Raw genomic sequence first — 13,001 nt, 5'->3', positions numbered from 1 at the left:
CCAGGCCCTGATCACCCGATATGTTGTGCTCGTCGGTGCCCGACCAGATGCGACATCGGTCGGGCTTAAAAGGGAATCCGGTGTAACTCCGGAACTGCCCCGCAGCGGTAAAGCGGAAACGAACGCCCCCACATGCACTGGCCCTCGGCGGCTGGGAAGCGGGAGCAAGTAGGCGGATCGCAAGATCCACGTCCGCAAGTCCGAAGACCTGCCGGCACATCGGGACGAACGTGTCCCGGTGCGTAGTGACGGCTTCCGCGGGGAAGTGCGTCGTGGAGCAGGTCGCCGCGTGGCGTCCGGCTTGCGCGTCGCCTCCGGAACCTTCGCTATCAGGCCCTGCTCGTGGGAAGCAGGCGTTTGATGTCCAAGCCGGGAGCCACCAAACATGCAACCCCTCGATACCGTGGAACGCGAGCGCACCGTCGCGCGCGTCGAACCGACCGCCGCCAGCGACACCTCCTCATCCGACACCCACTTTGCATTGACTTCGCCGCACAGCGCGGCGCAGATGCATGTGACCAAGCGCAACGGCGGCCAGGAAACCGTCGACGTCAACAAGATCGTGCGCGCGGTGACGCGCAGCGCCGAAGGCCTGCACGGCGTCGATCCATTGCGCGTGGCGCTGAAGACCATCGGCGGCCTGTACGACGGCGCCACCACCCAGGAGCTGGACCAGCTGTCGATCCGCACCGCCGCCGCGCTGACCGCCGAGGAACCCGAATACGGCCAGCTCGCCGCGCGCCTGCTCGGTGCCTATATCGACAAGGAAGTCAGCGGCCAGGAGATCCAGAGCTTCTCGCAGTCGATCGTGCGCGGTGCGGAGCTGGGCATCCTCAATGAGCGTCTGCGCGATTTCGTGGCGGCCAATGCGCGCAAGTTGAACGACGCGATCGATCCGCTGGCCACCCGTCGGTTCGAGTATTTCGGCCTGCGCACGGTGTACGACCGTTACCTGCTGCGCCATCCGCAACAGCGGCTGGTGCTCGAGACGCCGCAGCACTTCTTCATGCGCATCGCCTGCGCGCTGGGCGGCAACGAGATCGCCGAAACGCTGGAACTGTATCGCCTGCTGTCGTCGCTGGAATACATCGCCAGCTCGCCCACCCTGTTCAACGCCGGCACCGCGCACGAGCAGCTCAGCTCCTGCTACCTGCTCGACTCGCCGCTCGATTCACTGGAGTCGATCTACGACAAATACGCCGACGTGGCCAAGCTGTCCAAGTTCGCCGGCGGCATCGGCCTGGCGTACTCGCGCGTGCGTTCGCGCGGCTCACTGATCAAGGGCACCAACGGTCATTCCAACGGCCTGCTGCCGTGGCTGAAGACGCTGGACGCCTCGGTCGCCGCGGTCAACCAGGGCGGCAAGCGCAAGGGGGCGGCCTGCGTGTATCTGGAAACCTGGCACGCCGACATCGAGGACTTCCTCGAATTGCGCGACAACACCGGCGACGATGCGCGCCGTGCGCACAACCTCAACATCGCCAACTGGATTCCCGACGAATTCATGCGCCGGGTCGAGGGCGATGGCGACTGGTCGCTGTTCGATCCCAAGGTCATGCCACAGCTGGTCGACAGCTGGGGCGAGACATTCGATCGCCTGTATCGCGACGCCGAAGCGAAGGGCCTCGCCGTGAAGAAGGTGAAGGCCCGGGAACTCTACGCCCGCATGATGCGCACGCTGGCACAGACCGGCAACGGCTGGATGACGTTCAAGGATCGCTGCAACGCCACCAGCAACCAGACGGCCAAACCCGACAACGTGATCCACCTGTCCAACCTGTGCACCGAAATCCTCGAAGTGAGCTCGGTGAACGAGACGGCGGTGTGCAACCTCGGCTCGGTGAACCTGGCGCGGCACGTGGTCGACGGCGCCTTCGATTTCGACCAGCTTGCCTCGACCGTGCGCACGGCCGTGCGTCAGCTCAACCGCGTGATCGACCTGAACTTCTATCCGATCGAGACCGCACGCACGGCCAACATGAAGTGGCGTCCGGTGGGGCTGGGCGTGATGGGCCTGCAGGACGTGTTCTTCAAGCTGCGATTGCCGTTCGACTCGGCCGAGGCGTTGGCGCTGTCCACGCGGATCGCCGAGGAAATCTATCTCCACGCCTTGTCGCAGTCGTGCGAATTGGCCGAGAGTGAGGGTGCTCATCCCGGCTTTGCCGAAAGCCGCGCGGCGAACGGCGAACTGCAATTCGACCACTGGCCGAACGCCACGCCGCATGACGATGCCCGTTGGGACGCGCTGCGCGAGAAGGTCAGGCAGCACGGCCTGCGCAACTCGCTGCTGATCGCGATTGCACCCACCGCGACGATCGCCTCGATTGCCGGCTGCTACGAATGCATCGAGCCACAGGTCAGCAACCTGTTCAAACGCGAAACGCTGTCGGGCGACTTCCTGCAGGTGAACCGCTATCTGGCCGACGAGCTGAAGTCGCTCGGCTTGTGGACGTCCGAAATCCGCGACGCGATCAAGCTGGCCGAGGGTTCGATCCAGAACATCAGCGCCATTCCCGAACGCCTACGCACCATCTATCGCACAGTGTGGGAGCTGCCGCAGAAGGCGCTGATCGAACTGGCCGCGGCGCGCGGGGCATACATCGACCAGAGCCAGTCGCTGAACCTGTTCACGGAGAACCCGAACATTGGCCAGTTGAGCTCGATGTACATGTACGCGTGGAAGGCCGGCATCAAGACCACGTATTACCTGCGCTCACGGCCGGCCACGAAGATCGCCAAGACCACGGTAAGCGGCAGCGGCAGCGGCAGCGCCACTGTCGCTCCCGCCGCCGAACAGGGCGCGATCGACCAGGACAAGGCCAATGCGGCGGTGTTCTGCTCGCTCGAGAACCCCGAGTACTGCGAAGCCTGCCAGTAAGTTTTCATGGATGATCCCGCCGCAGGGATGCGGCACCCCATTCTGCGCGACGCCGAATCGCGGCGCGCCCACGGAGCAGCTCCATGTCAAAAGCCGATGGCCACATTCTCAACCCGGGTTTCGAACTCACCCTTCGCCCGATGCGCTATCCCGGTTTCTACGAGATGTATCGCAACGCGATCAAGAACACCTGGACCGTCGAGGAGGTGGATTTCTCGATGGATACCAGTGATCTCGACAAAAAAATGTCTGCCGCCGATCGCCATCTGATCAGGCGCCTGGTGGCGTTCTTCGCCACCGGCGACACCATCGTGTCGAACAATCTGGTGTTGAACCTGTACCAGCATATCAACGCGCCGGAAGCGCGCATGTACCTGTCGCGCCAGTTGTACGAGGAAGCGCTGCATGTGCAGTTCTACCTCACCCTGCTCGATACTTATATTCCCGACCCGGCCGAGCGCAACGGTGCGTTCGCGGCGATCGAGACGATTCCGTCGATCCGGCAGAAAGGTGCGTTCTGTTTCAAGTGGATCGACTCGATCCAGGGCCTGCGTCGTCTGGAAACGCGTGAGCACCGCCGCCAGTTCCTGCTCAACCTGATCTGTTTCGCCGCCTGCATCGAAGGCCTGTTCTTCTATGCCGCTTTCGCCTACGTCTACTACCTGCGCTCGCGCGGCCTGCTGCACGGCCTGGCGGCGGGCACCAACTGGGTGTTCCGCGACGAGAGCTGCCACATGGCGTTCGCGTTCGAAGTGGTGCGCACCGTGCGCGAGCAGGAGCCGGATCTGTTCGACGAGGAGATGCGCGTCCAGGTCGAGCAGATGATGGAAGAGGCGATCGCCTGCGAAACCCAGTTCGCCGAGGACGTGCTGTCCGGCGGCGTGGTCGGCATGTCGGTGAAGGACATGCGCCAGTACCTGGAATACTGCGCCGACCAGCGCCTCGCCCAGCTGGACCTGCCGAAGAAATACGGCGCGAAGAACCCGTTCGACTTCATGGATCTGCAGGACGTGCAGGAGGTTGCCAATTTCTTCGAGCGGCGCGTTTCGGCCTATCAGGTCGGCGTGCAGGGCGAGGTCGCTTTCGACATGGCGTTCTGAATCACCGGCATGGAGTGGCCATGAAGCCGAGCCATCCGCAATTTCTTGCGACCACTCCCGTTCAAACCAAGGCGTTTCCTGCCTAACAAAGTGTCATGAAAAATCTTTAGACTGCGATCAGATCCGCCTTTGCCGCCTGTCGGCCGCACGCTGATCGACCAGCGGGTGGCCGTCGAGTCGGGGATTCACGGGGTGATTTGCCGAGAGCCTGCGAGTGACTGGGTATCCCGCAGTACCCACTGCTTTCAAGGATCGCCCATGACTACCCCGAATCGCCTCAGACTGCTGCCCTTCGCCATCGCCTCGTTGCTGGCCGTGACGCCGCTCGCCGCCCAGAACGTCACTACCTCCGGTGTCAGCGGCCGCGTACTTGATGTGAACGGCCAGCCGTTGGCCGGCGCCACGGTGACGATCGTGCATCAACCTTCGGGCACCACGAAAACCGTGGTCACCGACAACGACGGTCGCTACACCGCGCAGGGTCTGCGCGTGGGCGGCCCGTTCGAAATCACCGCGAACAAGGCGGAACAGAGGGTCGAACAAGACAATGTCTACCTGCAACTGGGAAACCCTTCCTCGATCAATCTGAGCATGGCGCCGTCGACGGCGACAGCTCGCGACCTGTCGGCGGTGACGGTAAGTGCCTCGACGCTGGCGCAGACTTTTTCTTCCGACAACAAGGGCCTGTCGACCAACATCTCGCAGCAGCAACTGAAGGCCACGCCGCAGGGTAACCGTTCGGTCGATGACGTGGCCCGGCTGGATCCGCGCATCAACGTCACCGATCAGGGCACCGGCGCGATTTCCGCCAACGGCATGAACAATCGCTACAACAACGTCAGCGTCGACGGCGTCACCCAGGGCGACCCGTTCGGCCTCAATGCCAACGGCCTGCCCTACCAGAAGTCGCCGATCTCGCCGGAAACGATCGCCGAGTACAACATCTCCACCGCCACCTACGACACCACCTCCGATACCGTCGGCGCCGACGTCAATGCGGTCACCAAGAGCGGCACCAACCAGTTCCATGGCTCGGTCTACTACGCCTATCGCAACGCCAATCACCTGGTCGGCGATGCCGGCTGGCTGGACAGCAGCAACCCCGGCTACCACTACAAGGGCTACCAGAAGGACTCCACCGGCGGCTTCAACGTCGGCGGTCCGATCATCAAGGACAAGCTGTTCTTCTTCGTCTCGGCAGAGCACGAGAAGACCACCGGCATCGGCGCCGATTCCGCCAACGGGCTGGACAACTCGCTGGGCAACGGCGCATCGACCAGCAACAAGGTATCGCCCGGCGACCTGCAGAAGGTGATCGATGCCGCCAAGCAATTGGGGCTCACGCCCGGCGTGTTCGGCGGCGCGAGCGGGCTGACCTATGACGACAAGCGCTATCTGGGCAAGATCGACTGGAACATCAGCAACGACCACCGCGCCAGCTTCACCTACCAGAACACCAAGGAGCAGCTTCCTGCCGTCGGCGGCAACAGCCCCAGCAGCGTCGGCCTGACCAGCTACACCTATACCAAGGCGATCAGCACCAAGAACTATGTGGCCCACATCTTCGACGACTGGTCGGAGAACTTCTCGACCGAGGCCAAGGTCGGCTTCCAGAAGTTCGTGCAGGACACCACCGCGCCGTTCCAGCAACCCGCGGTCAACGTGAATCTGTCGCCGGATGGCAAGGGCCCGTCGGTGAACCTGGGCGAGGAACAATACCGCCACTACAACCACATCGACACCAAGAAACTCAGCGTCTTCCTGGCCGGCACGTATTACCTGGGCGACCACGCGATCAAGGGCGGCATCGACTACCAGCGCAACAAGATCAACAATCTGTTCGGCCAGACCGAATTCGGCCAGTACAATTTCTGGGGCATCGACAACTTCCTTGCCGGCAACTACAACAAGTACGTGCTCTACCATCCCGCGCCGGGCTATACGCTGGCCGAGATCGCCGGCAAGTGGACCTATAGCCAGTACAGCCCGTTCCTGCAGGACACCTGGCAGGTGGATGACCAGTTGTCGGTGCAGTACGGCGTGCGCGTCGACATTCCGCACTCCAGTGCACCGCCGGTCAACAACGCGGCGTTCGCGCAGGCGTTTGGTTATCGCAACAACTACACGGTTGGCTCGAGCAACCGCGTGGTGGAACCGCGACTGTCGTTCAATTACGCGTTCGACAGCAGCTACAAGACCCAGTTGCGTGGCGGCGTCGGCCTGTTCCAGACCGCGCCGCCCACGGTGTGGATGACCAATCCGTACCAGAACAACGGCGTCACCCTGCGTTCGTACACCACCTTCGATCCGTCGCAGGCACCGTTCAGTCCCGACCCGTTCAACCAGAACATTCCCGCTGGCCGCGGCGCCGGCTCGATCGACACGATTGCCAGGAACTTCCATCTGCCTACGGTATGGAAGGCCAGCCTGGCGCTGGATCGCGAGCTTCCCTGGTGGGGCATGGTGGCGTCGGCCGAGTACCAGCACATCAAGGTGCGCGATGGCATCCTGTACCAGGCGGTGAACTTCGGCGCACCCACCGGCGTGCTGCCAGATGGCCGCCTGCAGTTCTGGAAGACGCCGGGCGAGGCACCCGTTTCGAAGGACGCGCTGGCCAATCAGAACCGTGCCTTCTCCACCGCCTCCACCCTGCTCACCAATACCCACAAGGGCAAGTCCGACAGCTTCACGATGGCGCTGAGCAAGCCGTTCGCCGACGGCTTCTCCGGCACGGTCAGCATGACCTTCAACCACGCCACCGATGTCGATCCCGGCACCGACACCATCGCCTACAACGGCTACCAGCGCGTGGCGCGGCTGAACCCGAATGCCGACGTGACGGCCACTTCCAACTACAGCATCGCCAAGAGCTTCAAGGCGTCGCTGAACTGGCAGCACAATTTCTTTGGCGACTACCGCAGTCAGGTGTCGATGTTCTACAACGGTCGCACCGGCAACCCCTATACCTGGGTGTTCGCCAACGATGCGAACGGCGACAGCATCGGCGGCTGGGATCCGGCGTACATCCCGTCGGCCGGCGATCCCAAGGTGGCCTATGCGGCGGGAACCAGCGCCCAGGTCATCCAGCAGTTCCAGGACTTCCTGGCCAGCGACTCGTACCTGCGGGACCACCGCGGCCAGGTGGCCGGCCGCAACGGCGACCGTACCGCCTGGGTCAATTCGCTGGACATGAGCTTCTCGCAGGAAGTGCCCGGCATCTTCAAGGGCAACAAGGGCGAGATCCGTCTGGACGTCTACAACTTCCTCAACCTGATGAACAAGAACTGGGGCCAGGCCAGCAATACCGGCATCTACCCGACCCGCACGCTGGCCAGCTACGCCGGGGTGAACGCGCAGGGGCAGTACGTCTACACCCTGCCCACCGACAAGAACGGCAATTACCAGCCGCAGCAGCTGCAGGTGTATGACGGCGGCTTCTACGATCCCAGCCGGGTGGTCTCGCGCTGGTCGGCGATGCTGACGCTGCGCTACACGTTCTGAGCTATGCGGTAGCTGATGAGGAAGCCGGCGCCCTGGTGGCGCCGGCTTTTTTTGCACCAGATTCGGGACGGACGGCCGTGACCGGAGGCCTATTGACTACAGGTGTAGTCAGGAGTTAGGTTGACTACATCTGTAGTCAAACGGCGTCATCGACATGCGCAAACCTTCCATCGGCGACCAGGAACTGGCGCTGCTGCAGCATCTGGACGAATGCGGCCCGGCCTCGGTCGGCGAAGTGGCCGCCACCTTCGGCGAGCCACGCGGGCTGGCCCGCTCGACCGTGCTGACGATGATGGAGCGACTGCGCATCAAGGGTTACCTCAAACGCCGCCAACTGAAGGGCATGTATCGCTACAGCACGGTCACCGGCGCCGGCGAGGCGATGCGCAGCGCGGTCGGCAGCTTCGTCGAGAAGACGCTGAGCGGCTCGGTGTCGCCGTTCGTCGCGTGGATGTCCGAGCGCGCCGAAGTCAGCGACGACGAACTGACCGAGCTGGAAGCGCTGGTGTCCCGCTTGCAGTCACGCCGCAAGGAGTCGTGAGATGGATGCGCTGAACGCCCTGGCCGATACCCTGCTCACGCGCATGCTGTGGACGTCCATCCAGGCCATCGCCCTGATCGGCGTGGTCCATCTGCTGGGACGGCTGCTGCCGCAGCTATCGCCGGCGATGCGCTGCACCTTGTGGTGGCTGGTGGGTGCCCAGCTGCTGCTGGGCCTGCTCTGGCATGCGCCGCTGGAACTCCCGTGGCTGCCGGCGCCAGCGGTGGAAGCGACGGTGTCGGTTACCCATTCCGTCTCCTACACGGCCACGGCCCTGGCCGGCCATGATGCCGTGCTGAATGCATCGCCGGTTGCCGTTGCCGCCACGCCCATGCTTTCCTGGCGCGCCGCCGTGGTCCTGCTGTGGTTGGCCGCGCTGCTTTGGCTGGCCTGGCGGACCTGGCGCGAATGGCGCGGCGCACGCCAGGTGCTGCGCACATCACGACCGGTCGGCGACCAGGCGATGCAGGCGCTGTGCGTGCGCAAGGCCCGTCAGCTCGGCCTGCGCCGCTGTCCGCAGCTGCGCATGTCCGACGCCATCATCTCGCCCCAGGTCATCGGCCTGTGGCGGCCCACCGTGCTGCTGCCGGCACGCGAGGCGCTGAATGCCGAGGAGTCGGCGATGGCGCTTGCCCACGAACTCGTCCACCTGCGCCGCGGCGACCTCTGGCTGGGCTGGATTCCGGCGCTGGCGCAGTGGCTGTTCTGCTTCCATCCGCTGGTGCGCTGGGCGATGCGCGAATACGCGCTGAACCGCGAGTCGGCCTGCGACGCACAAGTCGTGCAACACGACCAGGCCACGCCACAAGACTACGGCCGCCTGCTGCTGCGCCTCGGCGTGGCGCAACCCGTCCATGCCGGCCTGGCCGGTGCATCCCCATCCTTCCTCAACCTGAAGAGGCGACTGACCATGCTTCAGCAAACTGCAAACCAGCCACCGCCCCGCACGCGCGGCTGGCTGCTCGTCGCCGCGATCGCCCTGATCGGCGTACTGCCCTACCGCGTCACCGCGACGGTGGCCGACCACGCCCAGGCTATGCCAGCCAGTTCGGTGCAGGCCAATGCGTTGTCGCCGCCTCCGCCCGCACCGCCACTGCCGCCCGCCTCTCCGCCGCCGATGGCACCGATGCCTCCTCCGCCACCACCGCAGCCGCCGGCCCTGCCGCCGCCACCGCCGCCAGCACCACCCAACCCGCTGCCTCAACTCCATGGTGCACAGGTCCAGCACTCCAGCATCACCATTTACTCCAGTGCTGCCGAAGGCTTCGCCTTGATCGACGGCAACACCACCATCGTCAACGGCAGCAACAGCGACGCTGACGTCGCCAACCGTCTGCAGCGCGAAGGCAAGCCGGTGCTTTGGTTCCATCGTGGTGACCGGGCCTACCGGATCGATGACCCGACCTACATTCATCGCGCCAGCGCAGCCTACGCCCCGGTCACGACGCTAGGCACACAGCAGGGCGAGCTGGGGGGCCAGATGGGGGAGTTGGGCAGCCAGATGGGCACTCTCGGCACCAAGATGGCCGGGCTCGGCGGACAGATGGCCGAAGTGGGCACGCTCCAAGCGAACTTCGCGGCGCGACGCGCAACGCTCGCCGGGCAAAGGGCCGAACTGGCCGCATCATCTGCGTCGGCTCCCGACCCACGCTTATACGAATCGCGCCTGCAAACACTGAACCAGAAAACGATTGACCTGGAACGGCAGCAGGCATCCGCCATCAATGCAAAAGCGCAATCGCTGAGGGACCAACAGGCCGACCTCAGAGGCCAGCAAGCCGCGCTGCGGGATCGGCAGGAAAAACTGAGAGACCGACAGGCCATACTGCGCGAGGAGGCACGAAGTGCTGCGTCACAAGCCAAGCTGGTCATGACCGAGTTGTTCGACGAGGCAATCGCCAAGGGCGTGGCCAAACCCGCCAGCCTGCGGTAAAACTAATGACAACTGCCGTCTAGTCAGCCGGCCCGGGACATGCCGGGGCCGGCTGTCACGGGGTGTTCAACGCCAGGGCCACGCCTTCAGCTGGTACTCCACCGGCGGCGTATTGCCCGCCAGGTACTGCACGAAGTAGTCCCAGCGGCGACGGGTGGCATACGGCGTGGCTTCGCCGTAACCGTGGTGGGCGTTCGGGATCATCAGCAGGTCGAAGTTGCGGTTCGCCTTGATCAGCGCGTCGACCACCAGCAGTGTATTGGACGGCGGCACGTTGTCGTCCATGGTGCCGTGCACCAGCATCAAATGGCCCTTGAGGTTTTTCGCGAAACTCTCGTTGGCCTGGGCGTCGTAGTTGGTCTTGCCGTCCTTGTCGGTGACCAGCAGGCCCTGCCACTTCTCGGCCCAGTCGTCCTCGTAGTTGCGGTTGTCGTGGTTGCCGCTTTCGGCCCAGCCGACCTTGAAGAAGTCGGGGTAGTGGAACATCGCGCCCGCGGTGGCGTTGCCACCGCCGGAGTGGCCCCAGATGCCGACGCGGTCGAGGTCGATCCACGCGTACTTCTTGCCGAGTTCCTTCAGGCCGGCCACCTGGTCCGGCAGCGTGTTGTCCTCGATGTGTTCGAAGTAGGCGTCATGAAATGCCTTGGAACGCCACGGCGTGCCCATGCCGTCGATCGCGACCACGATGAAGCCCAGTTCGGCCACCGACTGGTGGTCGGCGCGCGCGGCGGAGAAGCTGCGTCCGCGCACCGAACCGGTCTGCGGACCCGGGTAGATGTAGTCGATGATCGGGTACTTCTTCGAGGCATCGAAGTTCGACGGCTTGAACATCATGCCGTACAGGTCGGTCTTGCCATCGCGGCCCTTCACCGTAAACGGGATCGGCGGCACCCAACCGGCAGCCTTCAGGCGGGAGATGTCGGCGGTGGCCACGTCGGCCAGTTTTCGGCCGTCCTGTGCACTGCGCAGCACGGTGACGGGCGGCGCGGTCGGCGTGGAATACGCATCAACGAAGGACTGACCATCCGGCGACAACGTCACCGTGTGGTCGGCCGCTTCCGGGGTCAGCAGCACCGGCTTGCCGCCATCCAGGCTGACCTTGAAGAACTGCTGGTAATACGGGTTCACGCCATGGGTGCGACCGACCCCGCGGAACCATACGGTGCGCGTCTTCGGATCGACCTTGAGCACCTGGGTGACGTTGCCGTCGCCCTTGGTGATCGCATGTTTGAGCTTGCCGGTGTTCAAGTCATACAGGTACAGGTTGCCCCAGTTGTTGCGCTCGCTGAACCAGATCGCCTCGTGGGTTTCCGGCAGGTAACGCCAGTCCACCGCGTCGTTGCCGCTCTCGAAATACGTCGGCACCTTCTCGTCGAACACGGTGCGCACCTTGCCGGTGGCGGCATCCGCGATGCGGAACCATTCGTGCTTGTGGTCGCGCGAGGTGGAGACAAAGGCCAGGGTTTTGCCGTCGGCCGCCCACTTCACGTCATCCCAGCCGCCGTCGGGGCCGCAGCTGACGTCGTCGCACAGGCTGGAGCGATGCTGATCCGGCGGCATCTGCAGGCGCACCAGTTTTTTCGTGGGCACGTCGATGATGACGCGCTCGATCATCGTCACGTCCTTGTCGCCGACGAATGGATACTTCCACTTCTCCAGCTTCGGATGGCCGACGTTGGTGCTGACCAGATACATCTCGCCGGTCTTGCGCTGATCCTGCTGGAAGGTGGCGATCTGTTTCGAGTCGGGCGACCACTCGACGATCGCGTTGTCGGTATGCTTCCAGCCGGCGTTGTCGGTGGCGTAGCCGAAGTTCTCCACGCCATCAGTGGTGAGTTGGGTTTCCTTGCCGCTGGCGACGTCGCGCAGCCACAGGTTCCAGTGGCGAATGAAGGCCTCGCTCTTCTTGTCCGGCGACAGCGCGCCGGGCTCGTCGCCCGTTTTCACCAACGTGGACTTGTTGCGGCAGCCGGCATCGGCAGCCGTCAGGTCACACAGGTACTCAGCACTGCCCAGACGGACGTCCAGCCGGCCATCCGCCGCGACCGTGTAATCACGCAGGCCAAGCTTGTCGGCCTTGACCGGCTTGCCGGCGGCCTTGGTCAGCGCGGCGGCCAGCTTTGCCTGGTCGAACGCCGGCGCGGGCTTGCCGCTGGTGACGTCCATCACCGTGTAGTGATCGCCGCTGGCGTCGTGGTCGACGTACCAGAAGTGGCTGTCGTCCAGCCAGTTGACACGGGTGACCGCGTGATCGACCAGCGGCACGGTGTTGTAAGCCATGAAGCGTTCCGCGTGGGCGTAGTCGCTCGCACTCACACTGCGCCCCTGCGCGGCAACGCCGCCGGAAAGCAACCCCATCACCACCGCGCCGACCAGACGCGACTTGCCGATCATCACATTCATGCATTCCTCCACTGGATCCGGATGGCATGGCGGCGGCCGGATGGCCGCGCCCAGGCCGAACCGCCCGATGCTAGCGCGATATCGCGCGTACCTCCTATGCCAAAGGTCCATGCCGACGACAGACAAACTACAATGCGGCATCCACCACCCACCCGAAGCCCATGTCCACTGCCCCGATCGAAGCCCGCCTGCTGGAAATGGTCTTCCCCGACCATACCAACCACCTCGGCACCTTGTTCGGCGGGCAGGCGCTGGCGTGGATGGACAAGGCCGCCTTCATCGTGGCCTCGCGCTACGCGCGCCGCACCGTGGTGACCGCGCGCTCCGAAGAGGTCAACTTCCGGGTGCCGGTGCGCACCGGCCAACTGGTGGAGCTGGTCGCCAGTGTGGTCAAGGTCGGCCACAGCTCGATGCAGGTGGAAGTGGAGATGACCGCCGAGGACCTGCTCAGCGGCGACCGGCGCGTCTGCACCACCGGCCGCTTCGTGATGATCGCGCTGGATTCCAATGGCTCGCCCACCACCATCCCGGCGCTGCCGGAAGCCGCGGAGAACACCGGCGGTGCGCCCGTGGCGGCCGACGGCGCGGTTTGACGAGGACGCCTGGTCCATCGCACGCTGCGGCATCCGTGATCAAGGAGATGCC

Annotated in this window: 7 protein-coding genes and 1 riboswitch; of the genes, 6 read left to right on the top strand and 1 reads right to left on the bottom strand. The window is 64.2% G+C overall.

The features are described from left to right. Nucleotides 1–16: 16 nt before the first annotated feature. Nucleotides 17–230, top strand: a riboswitch (cobalamin riboswitch). A gap of 155 nt (nt 231–385) precedes the next feature. The 5 genes from ACVWWQ_RS13570 (at nt 386) to ACVWWQ_RS13550 (ending at nt 9,953) form a co-directional block, all read left to right on the top strand. Beyond that, on the top strand, nt 386–2,878 hold the full coding sequence (locus ACVWWQ_RS13570; protein WP_457383432.1) for a ribonucleoside-diphosphate reductase subunit alpha: 2,493 nt from the start codon (nt 386–388) through the stop codon (nt 2,876–2,878). An 83-nt stretch (nt 2,879–2,961) separates the two neighbouring features. Continuing rightward, nucleotides 2,962–3,978, top strand: a complete 1,017-nt coding sequence (locus ACVWWQ_RS13565; RefSeq protein ID WP_133948692.1) for a ribonucleotide-diphosphate reductase subunit beta — start codon at nt 2,962–2,964, stop codon at nt 3,976–3,978. 258 nt (nt 3,979–4,236) lie between these two features. Next, nucleotides 4,237–7,479 carry a TonB-dependent receptor gene (locus ACVWWQ_RS13560; RefSeq protein ID WP_133948694.1) on the top strand — a complete coding sequence of 1,081 codons (3,243 nt, stop codon included), beginning with the start codon at nt 4,237–4,239 and terminating at the stop codon, nt 7,477–7,479. 154 nt (nt 7,480–7,633) lie between these two features. Continuing rightward, nucleotides 7,634–8,020, top strand: coding sequence for a BlaI/MecI/CopY family transcriptional regulator (locus ACVWWQ_RS13555; RefSeq protein ID WP_133948696.1), 387 nt, complete (start codon nt 7,634–7,636; stop codon nt 8,018–8,020). A 1-nt stretch (nt 8,021) separates the two neighbouring features. Next, nucleotides 8,022–9,953 (top strand): M56 family metallopeptidase, encoded by a 1,932-nt coding sequence (locus tag ACVWWQ_RS13550; protein WP_133948698.1) that lies wholly within the window; start codon nt 8,022–8,024, stop codon nt 9,951–9,953. Nucleotides 9,954–10,019: 66 nt separating this feature from the next. Here ACVWWQ_RS13550 and ACVWWQ_RS13545 read toward each other — a convergent pair whose 3' ends face one another. Next, complete coding sequence (locus tag ACVWWQ_RS13545) at nt 10,020–12,356, bottom strand: S9 family peptidase (protein ID WP_133948700.1); 2,337 nt, start codon at nt 12,354–12,356, stop codon at nt 10,020–10,022. A gap of 161 nt (nt 12,357–12,517) precedes the next feature. On the opposite strand from ACVWWQ_RS13545, the gene ACVWWQ_RS13540 reads away from it, so the two are divergent. Continuing rightward, the gene (locus ACVWWQ_RS13540) at nt 12,518–12,949 is read left to right on the top strand and encodes an acyl-CoA thioesterase (RefSeq protein WP_133948702.1); all 432 of its coding nucleotides are present in this window, start codon (nt 12,518–12,520) and stop codon (nt 12,947–12,949) included. Nucleotides 12,950–13,001 lie beyond the last annotated feature (52 nt).

The sequence above is a fragment of the Rhodanobacter sp. TND4EL1 genome, from assembly GCF_054061035.1.
The sequence above is the reverse complement of the archived record's forward strand: the minus strand, read 5'-3'. Positions and strand labels throughout refer to the sequence as shown.

Bases quoted from the DNA above. Each gene is read 5' to 3' on its own strand.
- ACVWWQ_RS13570 (WP_457383432.1), top strand. From the start codon at position 386: ATGCAACCCCTCGATACCGTGGAACGCGAGCGCACCGTCGCGCGCGTC.
- ACVWWQ_RS13550 (WP_133948698.1), top strand. From the start codon at position 8,022: ATGGATGCGCTGAACGCCCTGGCCGATACCCTGCTCACGCGCATGCTG.
- ACVWWQ_RS13565 (WP_133948692.1), top strand. From the start codon at position 2,962: ATGTCAAAAGCCGATGGCCACATTCTCAACCCGGGTTTCGAACTCACC.
- ACVWWQ_RS13545 (WP_133948700.1), bottom strand. From the start codon at position 12,356: ATGAATGTGATGATCGGCAAGTCGCGTCTGGTCGGCGCGGTGGTGATG.
- ACVWWQ_RS13560 (WP_133948694.1), top strand. From the start codon at position 4,237: ATGACTACCCCGAATCGCCTCAGACTGCTGCCCTTCGCCATCGCCTCG.
- ACVWWQ_RS13540 (WP_133948702.1), top strand. From the start codon at position 12,518: ATGTCCACTGCCCCGATCGAAGCCCGCCTGCTGGAAATGGTCTTCCCC.
- ACVWWQ_RS13555 (WP_133948696.1), top strand. From the start codon at position 7,634: ATGCGCAAACCTTCCATCGGCGACCAGGAACTGGCGCTGCTGCAGCAT.